15 protein-coding genes are annotated in these 14,543 nt (G+C 72.1%); 9 read left to right on the top strand and 6 right to left on the bottom strand.

Annotated elements, in window-relative coordinates:
* Window positions 1–100 precede the first annotated feature (100 nt).
* Window positions 101–889, top strand: a complete 789-nt coding sequence (locus tag ACFVQ0_RS20960) for a site-2 protease family protein (RefSeq protein WP_390090090.1) — start codon at window positions 101–103, stop codon at window positions 887–889.
* A gap of 4 nt (window positions 890–893) precedes the next feature.
* Here the strand turns inward: ACFVQ0_RS20960 and ACFVQ0_RS20955 are convergent, their stop codons facing one another.
* Both ACFVQ0_RS20955 and npdG read right to left on the bottom strand, forming a co-directional pair.
* Window positions 894–1,070: a hypothetical protein gene (locus ACFVQ0_RS20955; protein ID WP_389219738.1), complete on the bottom strand. Its 177-nt coding sequence runs from the start codon at window positions 1,068–1,070 to the stop codon at window positions 894–896.
* A 95-nt stretch (window positions 1,071–1,165) separates the two neighbouring features.
* Entirely contained in the window at window positions 1,166–1,876 is a 711-nt protein-coding gene (gene npdG, locus ACFVQ0_RS20950) for an NADPH-dependent F420 reductase (protein WP_390090088.1), read from the bottom strand.
* 138 nt (window positions 1,877–2,014) lie between these two features.
* Between npdG and ACFVQ0_RS20945 the strand changes: the two genes are divergently transcribed.
* A complete protein-coding gene (locus tag ACFVQ0_RS20945; protein WP_390090086.1) occupies window positions 2,015–2,617 on the top strand; it encodes a hypothetical protein in 603 nt (200 codons plus the stop codon).
* A gap of 78 nt (window positions 2,618–2,695) precedes the next feature.
* Complete coding sequence (locus ACFVQ0_RS20940; RefSeq protein WP_390090084.1) at window positions 2,696–4,006, top strand: MFS transporter; 1,311 nt, start codon at window positions 2,696–2,698, stop codon at window positions 4,004–4,006.
* A gap of 37 nt (window positions 4,007–4,043) precedes the next feature.
* On the opposite strand, the gene ACFVQ0_RS20935 is transcribed toward ACFVQ0_RS20940, so the two are convergent.
* Window positions 4,044–4,277, bottom strand: coding sequence for a hypothetical protein (locus ACFVQ0_RS20935; RefSeq protein ID WP_024494784.1), 234 nt, complete (start codon window positions 4,275–4,277; stop codon window positions 4,044–4,046).
* Between the two features lie 58 nt (window positions 4,278–4,335).
* On the opposite strand from ACFVQ0_RS20935, the gene map reads away from it, so the two are divergent.
* Both map and ACFVQ0_RS20925 read left to right on the top strand, forming a co-directional pair.
* On the top strand, window positions 4,336–5,193 hold the full coding sequence (map, locus tag ACFVQ0_RS20930) for a type I methionyl aminopeptidase (RefSeq protein ID WP_311306002.1): 858 nt from the start codon (window positions 4,336–4,338) through the stop codon (window positions 5,191–5,193).
* Window positions 5,194–5,442: 249 nt separating this feature from the next.
* Window positions 5,443–6,108, top strand: a complete 666-nt coding sequence (locus ACFVQ0_RS20925) for a heme oxygenase (biliverdin-producing) (protein WP_390090081.1) — start codon at window positions 5,443–5,445, stop codon at window positions 6,106–6,108.
* Window positions 6,109–6,193: 85 nt separating this feature from the next.
* Here ACFVQ0_RS20925 and ACFVQ0_RS20920 read toward each other — a convergent pair whose 3' ends face one another.
* The 3 genes from ACFVQ0_RS20920 to ACFVQ0_RS20910 form a co-directional block, all read right to left on the bottom strand.
* Window positions 6,194–6,865: a PhzF family phenazine biosynthesis protein gene (locus tag ACFVQ0_RS20920; RefSeq protein ID WP_390090079.1), complete on the bottom strand. Its 672-nt coding sequence runs from the start codon at window positions 6,863–6,865 to the stop codon at window positions 6,194–6,196.
* 76 nt (window positions 6,866–6,941) lie between these two features.
* Complete coding sequence (locus ACFVQ0_RS20915) at window positions 6,942–8,510, bottom strand: HtaA domain-containing protein (RefSeq protein ID WP_390090077.1); 1,569 nt, start codon at window positions 8,508–8,510, stop codon at window positions 6,942–6,944.
* Window positions 8,511–8,623: 113 nt separating this feature from the next.
* Window positions 8,624–10,042: an HtaA domain-containing protein gene (locus ACFVQ0_RS20910; RefSeq protein ID WP_390090075.1), complete on the bottom strand. Its 1,419-nt coding sequence runs from the start codon at window positions 10,040–10,042 to the stop codon at window positions 8,624–8,626.
* 134 nt (window positions 10,043–10,176) lie between these two features.
* Here ACFVQ0_RS20910 and ACFVQ0_RS20905 point away from each other — a divergent pair, with 134 nt between their 5' ends.
* The 4 genes from ACFVQ0_RS20905 (at window position 10,177) to efeO (ending at window position 14,512) form a co-directional block, all read left to right on the top strand.
* Window positions 10,177–11,256, top strand: a complete 1,080-nt coding sequence (locus ACFVQ0_RS20905; protein WP_390090073.1) for a hemin ABC transporter substrate-binding protein — start codon at window positions 10,177–10,179, stop codon at window positions 11,254–11,256.
* Entirely contained in the window at window positions 11,253–12,350 is a 1,098-nt protein-coding gene (locus ACFVQ0_RS20900; protein WP_390090071.1) for a FecCD family ABC transporter permease, read from the top strand. The genes ACFVQ0_RS20905 and ACFVQ0_RS20900 overlap by 4 nt, the downstream gene beginning before the upstream one ends.
* Entirely contained in the window at window positions 12,347–13,186 is an 840-nt protein-coding gene (locus tag ACFVQ0_RS20895) for a heme ABC transporter ATP-binding protein (protein WP_390090069.1), read from the top strand. Before ACFVQ0_RS20900 ends, ACFVQ0_RS20895 begins: the two co-directional genes overlap by 4 nt.
* Window positions 13,187–13,375: 189 nt before the next feature.
* Window positions 13,376–14,512: an iron uptake system protein EfeO gene (efeO, locus tag ACFVQ0_RS20890; protein ID WP_390090067.1), complete on the top strand. Its 1,137-nt coding sequence runs from the start codon at window positions 13,376–13,378 to the stop codon at window positions 14,510–14,512.
* Window positions 14,513–14,543: the final 31 nt, after the last annotated feature.

Genomic DNA, 14,543 nt, shown 5'->3' with positions numbered 1-14,543 from the left:
CCACCGGCAGGATGCCAGACGTTCTGGCCGTGTCGCCTGTACGGTCGGGGCTCGCAGCCCGCCCGCTCCCGTTCCTCCCCGCAGCCACCAGGAGCCCCCGATGACCACCGCACCAGCGCGCAGCGACCGGCGGATCAGCCCGGTCTTCCTAGGGATCGCCGCCGTCGCGGCGGTGTCCGGGTGGGCGGTGTGGACGGACTTCGCGGATCAGCCGGGGTTCGCCACGTTCCTCTTCGTCACGGCCGCCTGGGTGGTGTCGCTCTGCCTCCATGAGTACGCCCACGCCAGGACCGCGCTGCACAGCGGCGACATCTCCATCGGCGCCAAGGGATACCTCACGCTCAATCCCCTTCGCTACACCCATGCCCTGCTCAGCATCGTGCTGCCGGTGCTGTTCGTGATCATGGGCGGGATCGGGCTGCCGGGCGGCGCGGTCTTCATCGAGCGCGGCCGGATCCGGGGCCGCTGGCGGCACAGCCTGATCTCGGCGGCGGGCCCGCTGACCAATGTGCTGTTCGCGATCGTGTGCACGGCGCCGTTCTGGCTGGACGCGCTGAGCGGCGTCCCGGCGGCCTTCCGGTACGCGCTGGGCTTTCTGGCGCTGCTCCAGGTGACGGCGGCGATCCTGAACTCCGTACCGGTGCCGGGTCTGGACGGTTACGGGGTGATCGAGCCCTGGCTCTCGTACAGGGTGCGCAGGCAGGTGGAGCCCTTCGCCCCGTTCGGGCTGATCGCCGTCTTCGCCCTGCTGTGGGTGCCGGGGGTGAACGCGGCGTTCTTCGACGCGGTCGACGCGCTGCTGCGGTCGCTCGGCGTCAGCGACTTCGACACGTACTGCGGCCTCGACGCCTACCGGTTCTGGCAGACGCAGGACTGGCGCTGCTCCTGAGGAGCTACGCGTTCTGCGTCGCGCGGCGGCGGCGCAGGTAGTACCAGGCCATGTTGGACGAGAGGCCGACCAGGAGCACCCAGAGGACCCCGAGGAGCCAGCTGCCCTGCACGAAGGAGATCACGGCCGCGACGACGGCGAGAACGCAGACGGCTACGGCGTAGAGAGCGAGGCGGGGCATGGGGAGGGCTCCTGTCGGGGGGTGGTGCGCGGTCCCCTCCAGTGTCCCCCATGCCCCGGGCCGATCCGAGCGGGGTACGGCCCCCGCGGTGCGGCTCACACGTCGGTGGTGCGCAGCCCCGCGTGTGCCTTGTAGCGGCGGTTGACCGAGATCAGGTTGGCGACCAGCGATTCGACCTGGTGGGCGTTGCGCAGCCGCCCCGCGAAGATGCCGCGCATTCCGGGGATCCGGCCGGCCAGCGCCTGGACGAGGTCGGTGTCGGCGCGGGCCTCGCCCAGCACCAGCACATCGGTGTCGATCTCCTCGATCGCCTCGTCCTGGAGCAGCACCGCCGAGAGGTGGTGGAAGGCGGCGGTGACCCGGGAGTCCGGCAGCAGGGCGGCGGCCTGCTCGGCGGCGCTGCCCTCCTCCGGCTTCAGGGCGTAGGCGCCCTTCTTGTCGAAGCCGAGCGGGTTGACGCAGTCGATGACGAGCTTCCCGGCGAGCTCCTCGCGCAGCGACTCCAGGGTCTTGGCGTGCCCGTCCCACGGCACCGCGACGATCACCACGTCGCTGTCGCGGGCGCATCCGGCGTTGTCCGCGCCCCGGACGCCGTGGCCGATCTCCTCCGCCGCCGTCTGCGCGCGGTCGGCCGCGCGGGAGCCGATGACGACCTGCTGTCCGGCGCGGGCGAACCGGTAGGCGAGTCCGCGCCCCTGCGGGCCGGTGCCGCCGAGTACGCCGATGGTCAGTCCGGACACGTCGGGGAGGTCCCAGGGGTCCTTGGCCGGGGGCTTGGGCGCGCTGCCGCTGTCATTCGTAGTCATGGCCCCGACAGTACTTCCAGCCGGCGGGGAGCCGCCCCGCCGCCGGACCGCGATCCGGATCACGTTCACGGCCCCGTTCGGGTGGTCCGGCGACCGTTCCGCCACGGGGACCCGGCCGGTGGTGCAGGATGCCGGGCCATGGATGCCGTACGAGTGGCGCTGCTGCGTGAGGTGCTCGCCGGGACGGAGTGGCCCGCCGCCACCCGGCGGTTCGCCGGGACGCTGCGCTCGTCCGTCGTCCCGCACGGCGGCGGGCTGCTGCTGGTGGGGAGCGAGGAGTACGAGCCGTGGCATCTGGCCGCGCACCTGGTCGACGAGTCCACCTGGTCGGGGCTGCCCGAGCTGGCGCCCACGCTGGTACGGCACCGGGTGGCGCCCGGGGACCCGGCCCATCTGGCGGTGGGCCTGGGCAGGATCGAGGCGGCCGGGCGGGGCGAGACGCTGCTCGTGGTGGCGCCCAGCTCGCCGGGCGGGGGCCTGCTGGAGCGGGTGCACGACGCGCGGCGGGCAGGGGCGACGGTGCTCTCGCTGGACAACGGCGATCCGGAGGTCCGGGGCCTGGCCCATGAGGCGCTGTCCGTGGCGGGCGGCGACGAGGTGGACCTGGACACGGTCCAGCACCTGGTGAGCGCGGCGGCCGGGGAGAACGGCGCGCCCGTGCCGCGTGGCCGGCGGCGCTTCCGCGACCGGCTGTCCCGGCTCGCCGACCAGCTGACGGCTCCGCCGCCGCCACGCTGGTGAGGGGGCGCGGGATCCCGCGCCCGCAATTCCGGAAATGCGTTTGCCCCGGCCACGTACCTCGACGGACCATATGTCCTCGTGACCTCTCGCTCCTCCCTCGCCGCCAGGCTCTCCGCGCTCCTTCCCGATCTCTCGCCCTGGCGGTCCTCCGCCGACTTCCGGCTGCTGTGGGTGCAGGGGCTCGTCACCTTCTTCGGCAGCTCCATGGCGCTGATCGCGCTGCCGCTCCAGATCAAGCACCTCACCGGCTCGCCGCTCGCGGTGGGCGCGATGGGCGCGGTCGAGCTGGTGCCGCTGGTCGTGTTCGGGCTCTACGGCGGCGCGCTCGCCGACGCCGTAGACCGCCGCAAGGTCATCCTGGGCACAGAGGCGGGGCTCGGACTGCTCGCGCTCGTCCTGCTGGTCAACGCCGCCCTGCCGGACCCGCTGCTCTGGCCGCTCTACGTGGTCGCCGGCGGGGTCTCCGCGCTCTCCGGGCTCCAGCGGCCCGCGCTGGACTCGCTGATGGCCCGGATCGTGCCGCACGACCAGTTGGGTGCCGCCGCCGCGCTGAACTCGTTGCGCTGGCAGTTCGGGGCGATCATGGGCCCGTCGCTGGCCGGTGTGGTGGTCGCGTACGCCGGTCACGCAACCGCCTACACGGTCACGGTCGTCACGTTCACCGTCTCGGTCGTCCTGTGCCGCCGGCTGGCGCCCGCACCGCCCGTGGAGAAGGGGCGGAAGCCGTCGCTGCGCGGCATCGCGGAGGGGGCGCGGTACGCCTGGAGCCGGCCGGTGCTGCTGGGGACGTACGCGATCGACATGGCCGCGATGTTCTTCGCGTTCCCGAACGCGATCTTCCCGTTCCTCAGCGACGAGCTGGACGCCGAGTGGTCGCTGGGGCTGATGTACGCGGCGGGCTCGGTGGGCTCACTGGTGCTGGGGCTGACCAGCGGCTGGACCAAGGGGGTGCGCAGACACGGGCTGTTCGTGGTGTCCGGCGCGGCCGTCTGGGGGCTGGCCATCGCTGCGGCGGGCTGGTTCGGCAACGTGTGGCTGGTGCTCGTCTGCCTGGCGGTGGCGGGTGCGGGCGACATGCTCAGCGGCCTGGGCCGCTCCACCATCTGGAACCAGACCATCCCGGAGGAGCTCCGGGGCCGCCTCGCGGGCATCGAGGTGCTCTCGTACAGCGTCGGACCGCAGCTGGGCCAGGTCCGGGCCGGCGGGATGGCCGGCTGGACGGGGACCCGTACGGCCGTCTGGAGCGGCGGGGTGGCCTGCGTCGCCTCGGTGGCGCTGCTGGCGGCCGCCCTGCCGAAGCTCCTCACCTACGACTCGGAGACCGACGCGGACGCGCTGCGCAGGCGCGCGCAGCGCGAGGGGGGACTGGAGGCGGCGGCCGCGGGCTGAGCCCGGGGCGCGGGCCCCTCGGCCGCCGCCTCGGCCCTCAGCCGCCGGCGTTCTCGTCCGGCCCCTGGCGGTCGTGCCACCTGGGATCGGTCTCCCACTCAAGGTTGCGCTCCCGCGCGGTGTCCATCGCGTGCTGGGCCTCCTGGCGGGAGGCGTACGGACCGAAGCGGTCCTTGGCCGGGCACTCGGGGCCCTCCTCGACCTTCTTGTGCTCCAGGCAGTAATACCACTCGCCCGGTTTGCCGACCGTGCGCTTCTTGAACAGGGCCATTACCGGCTCCTTTCCTTGGTGCCATGGTGCCCCGGACTCGCTGGTTAGACTCGCTGGCATGTCTGGCCAGTCGCTGCTTGTACCAGGGGAGATCACTCCCGTCCGTTCCGTGCCCGGAAACATCCGGCGCCCCGAGTATGTCGGCAAGCCCGCCCCGACGCCGTACACCGGCCCGGAGGTGCAGGACGCCGAGACCGTGGAGCGCATGCGCGTCGCGGGGCGGATCGCCGCGCAGGCGATGGGTGAGGCCGCGAAGCTGATCGCCCCGGGCGTCACGACGGACGAACTCGACCGGGTCGCCCATGAGTTCATGTGCGACCACGGGGCCTATCCGTCCACGCTCGGCTACCGGGGCTTCCCCAAGTCGCTCTGCACCTCGCTCAACGAGGTGATCTGCCACGGCATCCCGGACTCGACGGTGCTGCGCGACGGCGACATCGTGAACCTCGACGTGACGGCGTACATCAACGGGGTGCACGGCGACAACAACGCCACCTACCTCTGCGGCGACGTGGACGAGGAGTCGCGGCTGCTCGTGGAGCGCACGGAGGAATCGCTGAAGCGCGCGATCAAGGCGGTCCGGCCGGGCCGCCAGGTGAACGTGATCGGCCGGGTCATCGAGTCGTACGCGAAGCGCTTCGGGTACGGGGTGGTGCGGGACTTCACCGGGCACGGGATCAACTCCTCGTTCCACTCCGGTCTGATCATTCCGCACTACGACAGCGAGCACGCCACCACGGTGATGAAGCCGGGCATGACGTTCACCATCGAGCCGATGCTGACGCTCGGGACCCACACCTACGACATGTGGGACGACGGCTGGACCGTGGTGACCAAGGACCGCAAGCGGACCGCGCAGTTCGAGCACACGCTGGTGGTGACGGAGACGGGCGCCGAGATCCTCACGCTCCCGTAGCCCCTCAGCCCACCTCGGACCCCGAGTTACGACGGCCGCCCCTCCCGGGCGGCCGTTTTCGTCTCCCCGGCACCTCTCCGGCGGCTCCCCGGCCGTTTTTACCGACAGAGCGTCGGGAAACAGTTGACTTAGGTAAGCCTAAGTAGGAAGATCGGGACATCGGCCGGCGCCGCGGTACACAGCCGGGGCGGGCCGGTATCTCCGTCTCTTTCTGGACTTCCCGTCCCCCTTGGTCCCCGGAGGCCCGCCTTGGACGCAACCGTCACCGCCACGCCCTTCTCGACGCTGATCCGCACCGCGTCGCACGAGCAGCACACCGAGGCGGAGACCTCGACCTTCATGAGCGACCTGCTCGGCGGGCGCCTCGGCGTGGACGCGTACACGCGCTACACGGAGCAGCTGTGGTTCGTGTACCGCGCCCTGGAGGACGGTGCCGGGGCGCTGCGCGAGGACGCGGTCGCCGGTCCGTTCATCCAGCCCGAGCTGATGCGCACCGCGGAGCTGGAGCGCGATCTGGCCCATCTGCGGGGTGCGGACTGGCGGGAGGGCCTGGAGCCGCTGCCGGCCACGGCCGCGTACGCGGAGCGGGTGGCCGAGTGCGCCCGCAGCTGGCCCGCCGGATACATCGCGCACCACTACACCCGCTACCTGGGCGACCTGTCGGGCGGCCAGATCATCCGCGACAAGGCGGAGCGCACCTGGGGCTTCGAGCGCAAGGGCGACGGGGTGCGGTTCTACGTCTTCGAGGGGATCGCCAACCCCGCCTCGTTCAAGCGGGGTTACCGCGAGCTGCTGGACGCGGTGGACGCGGACGACCTGGAGAAGCAGCGGATCGTGGACGAGTGCAAGCGGGCGTTCGCGCTGAACACGGCGGTGTTCCGGGAGCTGGGAGAGGCGTTCCCGCTCAGCGCGTAGGCCTCTGGCGGCCGGCGGTGGGGTTGCTCGGGCTCGGGCGACCGCACCGCTTCGTTCTGTCCTCAGTCGCCGGACGGGCCTGGTTTCAGCCCTGGACCACCAGTACGACCCGGCCGCCGATCTCCACCGTGCCGTCCGGTGCGGGGGCCGTGAGGATCTGGGAGCCCCGGCCCTGCCTGATGTTGAGCGCCCGGTTCAGCCGGTCGCTGAGCAGCAGCGCCGCCGCCCCCGTCGCCTCGTCCTCGACGATGCCGTCGTCCCGCCGGGGAAACGCCCGCGCCCTGATCCGGCCCGCCGCCTCGTCCTCCCACGCCCATACGTAGAGCCAGCCCTCACCGGGCGGCGGGCCGGTCAGCGCCTCGACCTCGGCCGCCGAGCCGTACTGCTCCAGCGTGCGCGGCGGAGCCCACTCGGGGCGGGCGGTGATCCAGCTGAACTCGCCGTCCTGACGGGCGAAGACCTCCCCCACCTCAAGCTCCAGGACCTCCAGGTCGAGCAGCCAGGCGGCGCCGACCAGCGGGTGTCCGGCGAACGGCAGCCGCAGGCCCGGGGTGTAGATCTCCAGGTGACCGCGTTCCGGATCGTCCACGAACACGGTCTCGCTGAAGCCGAGTCGCCGGGCCAGCTCCTGCCGTGAGGCCCGCTCCGGGTGGTCCCGCCCGTCGCGTACGACACCGAGGGCGTTGCCGTGCCGGCCGTCCGGGCCGCAGAACACCCGCAGTACGTCGATGCCGGCGGGTACGTCGTAGTCGCTCACGTGCGCATTCAAGCACCGCTCGGGTGCCGCCCCCGCGAGAGGGGCCGCACCCGGGCGGTGGTGTCGCGCGGTGCTGTCAGGCGGTGTGGCGGCGACGGGCCACGACGACCGCGCCGGCGCCGGCCGCCACGATCAGCCCGGAGGCGGCGAACAGCGCACCGGCCGGGATGTCGGAGCCGGTGGAGGCCAGCGCGCCGGAGCCGCCGACCGTACCGGCGCCGCCCACGGTGCCTCCGGTGGACGAGCCGCCGGTGGTGGATATGCCGCCGGTGGACGAGCCGCCCGTGGACGCGCCGCCGCTGGACGGGAGTTCGGCGTTCTTGTCGAGGGCGACCGCGACCGTCAGCGGGTCGAGCTGCTTACCCGCCTCGTACATGCCGCCGAAGGCCTTGGTGCCGTCGGCGGTGAGAGTGGCCGGAACGGCGGAGAGCGTCACCACGCCGTCCTTGGCGGCGAGTTCGCCTGCGGGCAGCTTGAGGTCCGCGACGGCGAGACCGGTGTAGGTGGCGACCTTCTTCGTCTCACGGTCCTTGGCGGACACGTCGGCGATGAGCTTGCCCTTGGTCCCGTCGGCCTGGATCTCCAGGTTGCTCAGGGAGAGATCGAGGGTGTAGGCGCCGTCCTCCTGGTGGCCGAGGAAGCGGACCTTGCCGTCGAACTCCGCGTTCAGGGTCTTCTTGTCGGCGTCGAAGTGGCCGGTGGCGTCGGGGAAGCGGTAGCCGTCGCCGGACGCGGTCGCGCCGCCCGTCGTCTCGACCTTGCCGTGGGCGATGGGGCCGGTGACGTACTCACGGAAGGAGGCCTTCACGCCCCAGTTCAGGCTGCCGTCGACGATGGCACCCGGGTCCGCGGCCGGCTTGTCGGTGGCCGTGGTGCTCGGGGAGGGCTTCGGCGTCGGCCGGGTGGGCTGGGTGGTGGGCCGGTCCGTGGGCTTCACGGTCGGCTTCTCCGTGGGCTTCTCGGTCGGCTTCTCGGTCGGCTTCTCCGTGGGCTTCTCGGTCGGCTCCTCGGTCGGGGGCGTGACCGCCTTCACCGTGAGCGTGGCCGGGTCGAGGACCTCCCCGGCCTGGTACTGGCCGTTGAAGGCCTCGGAGCCCGCCTTCGTCAGCTTGGCCGGAATGTCCTTGAAGACCATTGCGCCGCCCGCGCCCTGACCGGGCTTCACGGCCGACAGGTCGAGGTCCGCGACCGCCACATCGTTCTGGGTGCCCTGCGGGGTCGCCACGTCGGCGGTGATCGCACCCCCCTTGCCGGCGGTGGACAGCTTGACGTCCGAGAGCGTGATGTCGAGGACGCCGCCGTGGGCGGAGAAGTTGACGCCGCCCTCGAAGGCGGTGTCGGTGCCGTGGGTGGTCATGTCGTACGTGCCCTTGCCGTTGACAAAGGTGAAGACACCGTTGCCGGCCGCCTGGGTGGCACCGTCCTTGACCGTGATCTTGCCCGCGGCGCCGATGTACTTGCGGAAGGACTCCTTGAAGCCCCAGTCCAGCGTGCCGTCCTTCAGCTCCATCGTCGGGGCGGCCGCGGTGGCGCCCTCCGAGCCGGACTGGCCGGCCGCGAACACCGGGAGTGCGAAGGCGGTGCCGAGGGCGGCCGCGGTGGCGACGGCTGCGGCGAGGGCTATGGGGCGGCGGGTGGCTGCCATGGTCGGTGGTCTCCTCAGGGATGAACAGGATCAGCGGGGGGGGTGGGGGTGTGGGGACAGGGGTGGAGCGGGATGGGTGATGTGCGCGTGGGGGGACGGGGAGAGGTCCGAGGTCAGGAAGGGGTGCCCGGCGTCGAGCGGTTGCGGCGCACCAGGAACAGCACGACGCCCGCTGCCGCGGCGAGCACGGCGGCCCCGCCGAGCGTCAGGTAGAGCCCGGTCGAGGAGCCCTTGTCCGCCGCCGATGCCACGGACGCCGTGGCGGCGGTGGTCTTCGGTCCGGGGGTGTCCGAGGGCTGCGCGGCGGGGGCCGGGTCGCTGCCCAGGTCGGGGAGCGCGGGCAGCTTCGCCTTCGCGTCGAGGGCCACGGCGAGCGAGACCGGGTCCATCGCGGTGCCCGCCCTGTAGAGGGAGCCGAAGGCCTTGGCGCCGTCGGCGGTCAGCTTCGCGGGGGCCTCCGTGAGGACCGCGAGGCCGTCCTTCGGCGCGAAGTCCTTGGCGGTGAAGGTGATGAGCGGTACGGCCTTCCGGGTGTCGCCCTTGGTCCGGACGTCGGCGCTGAGGGTGCCCCGGTCCGCCTTGAGCCCGACCGCGAACCGGGAGAGCGTCAGGTCGAGGCCGTCCGCCCCGGTGAAGCGGACGCTGCCCGCGAAGGCGGCGGCCAGGGTCTGCTTCTTCGCGTCGTACGTGCCCTGCCCCTTCGGGAAGCGGAAGAGCGCGCCGCCGTCCTGGGCGCCCCCGGCCAGGGTCCACTCGCCCCGGCCGATCGAGCCGGTGACGTACTCCCGGAACGTGCGGCGCACGCCCCAGTCCACGGCACCGTCCTCGATCCGGCCCGCCGTCTCCTTCGGCTTCGCCCGGTCCGCGGGCTTCTCCGGGGGCCTGGACGCGGTGGGCTTCCCGGCCGGGGCCGAGGTGTCCACGGAGAGGCTGACCGGGTCCAGCGGCGTACCGGCCGTGTAGTAGCCGGCGAAGGACTTGGCGCCCTGTGAAGTGAGCGTCGCCGGGACGTTGTTGAGGGCGACGGGGGTGGAGCCGCCCCGCATGTCGATCCCGGACAGGCCGAGCGTGGCCAGGGGCACCTGGGCCGCGGAGGTGACCCGGCCGGTCCCCCGGTCCTTGCTGACCATGTCGGCGTACAGGGTGCCGCCGCCGCCCTGGATGCGGACGGTCGGGCGGCTGATCGTGAGGTCCAGCTCGTTGGAACCGTCGGACTTCCTGTGACCGGTGAAGTGGACGCCTCCCGAGAACCCGGAGGTGAGGGCGCCGCTCGCCGGGTCGTAGGAGCCGGTCGCGGAGTGGAAGCGGAACTGGCTTCCGCCGACCGTGGCCGCGCCGCCCGTCAGGTTCCAACTGCCGTGGGCGATGGGGCCCGTGACGTAACTCTGGAAGGAGGACTTGATTCCCCAGTCCAGCCGGCCGCCCTGCACCGTCCGGCTCGCCGCTTGCGCGGCGGTGGCCGGGAGCAGGGCTCCCAGCAGTACCGCGAGAAGCGCGACGGCGAGCGCGCGGGCAGGTCTGAACGGCGGCATGAACCCCTCCGAGGTCTAGTAGATGAGGTAAGGCTAACCTAAGGTATGTACATCGTGTGTCGGTACCCCCTTCCGTCACATTCCTCGCAATCCATCCCCAACTGCACGCCGCAGAACGACAGGACGGTGCCCCAGTGCGCTTCTCGCAGGACTTCGCCCCGCCGGGCCGCGACACCCGGCGACCGAGGCGCGGGCGCACCGGCGTCCTCACGGCCGCGATATCCCTGGCGGCCGCGCTGCTGCTGACCGGCTGCGGGGGTACGGGGACGCCGGCGGCGAAGACGGCGGGAGTCGAGAACGCCTCGGCCGCCGACGCCGACCGGATCGAGCCGCTGGCCACCGTGCCCGCGCCCCGTCTGCCCGTCACGGTGAAATCGGCGGACGGCAAGCGGACCACGATCACTTCGGCCGACCGGATCGTGCCGCTGACCGGCAGCCTGAACGAGATCGTCTTCACCCTCGGCCTCGGCAAGCAGGTGGTGGCCCGCGACATCACCGCCACCTTCCAGCAGGCCGAGAAGCTCCCGGTGGTGACCCGCGCCCATGACGTATCGGCCGAGAGCGTGCTCTCCCTGCGGCCCACCGTCGTCCTCGCGGACACCACGACCGGCCCGGCGGAGGCCATCGGCCAGATCCGGGACGCCGGGATTCCGCTCGTCGTCGTCGAACCGGCCACCGAACTCGCGGACGTCGGCCGCCGCATCGAGACGGTGGCCGCCGCCCTGGGCGTACCGGAGTCCGGCCATGAGCTGAAGCAGCGCACCCAGGACCGGATCGACGCCGTCCGGAAGTCCGTGCCCGCACCGGCCGACGGGGCGGAGAAGCCCCGGGTCGCCTTCCTCTACCTGCGCGGCTCCGCCTCCGTCTATCTGCTGGGGGGCAGTGAGTCCGGCGCGAGTTCGCTGCTCGAAGCGGCGGGCGCGGTCGACGCGGGCAAGGCGTCCGGGCTGAAGAAGGACTTCACCGCCATCACCAGCGAGGCCCTGGCCAAGGCGGCTCCCGACGCGATCCTGGTGATGACGAAGGGGCTCGACTCGGTCGGCGGTGTCGACGGCCTGGTGAAGATCCCGGGCGTCGCGGAGACCCCGGCCGGGATGGACCGGCGGATCGTCTCGGTCGACGACGGGGTGCTGCTGAACTACGGGCCGCGCACCGACCGGGTGCTGAGCGAGCTGGTCGCCCAGCTCTACCCGGAGGACGGTGCCGCCAAGTGACCACCACCTGTGAAACACCCACCGGGCGCACGGATACGGAACCGGCGCCCGCGCCGCCCCGCGCCCGGCGCTCGACGGCCGTCACCCTGACCGCCGGGCTGCTCGCCGCCCTTGTGCTGTGCGCCCTGCTCTCCGCCGGACTCGGCGCGTACAGCATTCCGCTCGGCGATGTCCTCGCCTCCGTCCAGCACCGGATCGGACTCGGCGGACACGCCCTGGACCGGGTCGGGGAGAGCGTCCTGTGGAACGTCCGGCTGCCGAGGGTCGTCCTCGCGCTGCTGGTCGGCGCGTCCCTGGGCTGTGCGGGCGCCCTGATGCAGGGGGTGTTCGGCAATCCGCTCGCGGAGCCGGGCGTCATCGGGATCTCGGCGGGCGCGGCGGTCGGCGCGGTCGCCTCGATCGCGCTGGGGCTGAGCTTCTTCGGCAACTGGACCATCACCGTCTGCGCGTTCGCCGCCGGTCTGCTGACCGTGCTGCTCGTCTACGCGCTGTCGCGCTCCGGCGGCCGGACGGAGGTGGTGACGCTGATCCTCACGGGCATCGCCGTCAACGCCTTCGCGGGCGCGCTGATCGGGCTGTTCATCTTCTTCGCGGACAACGCGCAGATCAGCCAGATCACCTTCTGGCAGCTCGGTTCGCTGGCCCAGGCCACCTGGCCGAAGGTGCTGGCCGTGCTTCCGTGCGCGGTGCTCGGACTCGTCATCGCGCCGTTCTACGCCCGCAAGCTGGACCTGCTGGCGCTCGGTGAACGGCCCGCCAGGCACCTGGGCGTCGATGTGGAACGGCTCCGCGTCGTGCTGGTGCTCGTCGTGGCGCTGCTGACCGCCGCCGCGGTCGCGGTGGCCGGGATCATCTCGTTCGTGGGGCTGCTGGTGCCGCATCTGCTGCGGATGGCGAACGGCCCCGGACACCGCTTCCTCGTCCCCGGCAGTGCGCTCGGCGGTGCGCTGGTGCTGGTCGCGGGCGATCTCGCGGCCCGTACCGTCGCGGACCCGGCCGAGCTGCCGCTCGGGGTACTGACCGCGCTGATCGGCAGCCCGTTCTTCTTCTGGCTGCTGCGCAGGACCCGTCGCAAGCAAGGTGGTTGGGCATGAGGACGCTGCGGGATCTCTTCGCGGTGCGCGAACGGCTGCTCCCCGTGCCGGTCGCCCCCGGCGCCGCGGTCGCGGAGGCACGCGGGCTGCGGGTCCGGCTGGGCGGGCGTCAGGTGCTCGACTCCATCGAGCTGACGGTGCACGCGGGCGAGGTGCTGGCGCTCGTCGGCCCGAACGGGGCCGGGAAGTCGACGCTGCTGGCCGCACTGGCCGCCGACCTGCCCGCCACGAGCGGCACCGTACGGATCGACGGGCGGCCGGTCACCGAGTGGTCCGCGCCCGAACTCGCCCTGCGCCGGGCGGTGCTGCCGCAGTCCGCCGCGCTCTCCTTCCCCTTTCCGGTGGCGGACGTCGTCCGGATGGGGCGGGCCCCCTGGGCCGGTACGGAACGCGAGGACGAGGACGATCCGGCGGTCCGCGCGGCGATGGCGGCCACCGAGGTCACCGCGTTCGCCGCCCGCCCGTTCTCGGCGCTGTCCGGTGGCGAGCGGGCCCGGGTCGCGCTGGCCAGGGTGCTGGCGCAGCGGGCCCCGCTGCTGCTGCTCGACGAGCCGACCGCCGCGCTGGACCTGCGCCACCAGGAACTGGTGCTGCGGATCTGCCGGGAGCGGGCCGCCGCCGGTGACGCGGTCGTCGTCGTCCTGCACGATCTGGGACTGGCCGCCGCGTACGCCGACCGGGCCGCCGTGCTGCACGACGGGCGGATCGCGGTGGACGGACCGCCCGCAGAGGTGTTCACGGGCGCGCTGCTCGGAGAGGTCTACCGGCAGCCCGTCGAGGTGTTCCCGCATCCGCGGACCGGGGTGCCGCTCGTGGTGCCCGACCGGACCGCTTGACCATCGCTTTACCCGTGCCGGGCTCGTCCATGGGTCGGTCGTGATCGCCCCGTTCCCCCGCGTGCGCGGTGAGAGCTGAATCACTGCGTGCGTGGGTATCGGTCAGGTAAGGGTCGGTTAAGTTAGGTCCGCCTCACCTGCCCTGTCCGTCCTTCCGCTTTTCTTCCTTCATCCTCATGTGGAGCCCGTATGCGAGCCGTTCGTCTCTCCGTCGTCACCGCCGCCGCCACCGTGGCCGCTCTGACCGCTGTCACGGGCTGCGCCGAGAAGAGCGACGGCAAGGGTGACGGCGCCGTCCAGGTCGTCGCGAAGGACGACTCCTGCGAGGTGTCGAAGAAGAAGCTGCCGGCCGGGCACGTCGAACTGGCCGTGCAGAACAAGGGCTCCAAGGTCACCGAGGTCTACGTGCTGTTCCCGGACGACCGCATCGTCGCGGAGCGCGAGAACATCGGCCCCGGCACCAAGGCCACCATCACGGCCGAGATCAAGGCCGGTTCGTACGAGATCGCCTGCAAGCCCGGCATGAAGGGCCACGGCATCCGGCAGAAGCTGGAGATCAGCGGCGGCAGCGCGGCCAAGCGCAGCCCCGAGATGGACAAGGCCGTCGCCGCCTACCGCACCTACGTCCAGGACCAGGCCGACGCGACGCTGCCGAAGGCCAAGCTCTTCACGGACGCGGTCGCCGCCGGGGACATCGAGGCCGCCAAGAAGGCCTACGCCGAATCCCGGCTCGGCTGGGAGCGGACCGAGCCCGTCGCGGAGTCCTTCGGTGACATCGACCCGAAGGTCGACGTCCGCGCGGACGGGCTGGAGGACGGCCAGAAGTGGACCGGCTGGCACCGCCTGGAGAAGGCGCTGTGGCAGGACAAGAAGCTGGGCACGGAGGAGAAGGCCCTCGCGCCGACCCTCCAGAAGGACCTGCTCGACTGGCAGAAGCGGGTCGGCACGGCGGAGATCACCCCGACCTCGATGGCCAACGGCGCCAAGGAACTCCTCGACGAGGTCGCGACCGGCAAGGTCACCGGCGAGGAGGAGCGCTACAGCCACACCGACCTCATCGACTTCAAGGCCAACGTCGAGGGCGCGGAGAAGTCCTACGAGTTGCTGAAGCCGATCGCCTCGAAGAACGACGCGGCCCTGTCGGCCACCCTGGACAAGCGGTTCGCGGAGCTGAACAAGCTGCTGGACACCTACCGCAAGGACAAGACGTCCTACGACTTCACCTCGTACGAGAAGGTCGGCAAGGCGGACCGCAAGGACCTGTCGGACGCGGTCAACGCGCTGGCGGAACCGCTCTCCAGGCTCGCCGCCGCGGTCACCAAGTAACCCGACGCGGACAGACGCAGAGAGGATCCGG

Origin of the sequence: Streptomyces sp. NPDC057900 (assembly GCF_042887885.1) — a bacterium.
In the GTDB taxonomy this organism is placed as follows: Bacteria; Actinomycetota; Actinomycetes; order Streptomycetales; family Streptomycetaceae; genus Streptomyces.
Note: the sequence above shows the minus strand (reverse complement) of the source record. Positions and strands in the feature narration are given on the sequence as shown.

What these genes read in the sequence shown, in the direction of transcription:
- ACFVQ0_RS20945 (WP_390090086.1), top strand. Translation starts at nt 2,015, where the DNA reads ATGGATGCCGTACGAGTGGCGCTGCTGCGTGAGGTGCTCGCCGGGACG.
- map (WP_311306002.1), top strand. Translation starts at nt 4,336, where the DNA reads ATGTCTGGCCAGTCGCTGCTTGTACCAGGGGAGATCACTCCCGTCCGT.
- ACFVQ0_RS20935 (WP_024494784.1), bottom strand. Translation starts at nt 4,277, where the DNA reads ATGGCCCTGTTCAAGAAGCGCACGGTCGGCAAACCGGGCGAGTGGTAT.
- efeO (WP_390090067.1), top strand. Translation starts at nt 13,376, where the DNA reads ATGCGAGCCGTTCGTCTCTCCGTCGTCACCGCCGCCGCCACCGTGGCC.
- npdG (WP_390090088.1), bottom strand. Translation starts at nt 1,876, where the DNA reads ATGACTACGAATGACAGCGGCAGCGCGCCCAAGCCCCCGGCCAAGGAC.
- ACFVQ0_RS20915 (WP_390090077.1), bottom strand. Translation starts at nt 8,510, where the DNA reads ATGGCAGCCACCCGCCGCCCCATAGCCCTCGCCGCAGCCGTCGCCACC.
- ACFVQ0_RS20910 (WP_390090075.1), bottom strand. Translation starts at nt 10,042, where the DNA reads ATGCCGCCGTTCAGACCTGCCCGCGCGCTCGCCGTCGCGCTTCTCGCG.
- ACFVQ0_RS20895 (WP_390090069.1), top strand. Translation starts at nt 12,347, where the DNA reads ATGAGGACGCTGCGGGATCTCTTCGCGGTGCGCGAACGGCTGCTCCCC.
- ACFVQ0_RS20960 (WP_390090090.1), top strand. Translation starts at nt 101, where the DNA reads ATGACCACCGCACCAGCGCGCAGCGACCGGCGGATCAGCCCGGTCTTC.
- ACFVQ0_RS20955 (WP_389219738.1), bottom strand. Translation starts at nt 1,070, where the DNA reads ATGCCCCGCCTCGCTCTCTACGCCGTAGCCGTCTGCGTTCTCGCCGTC.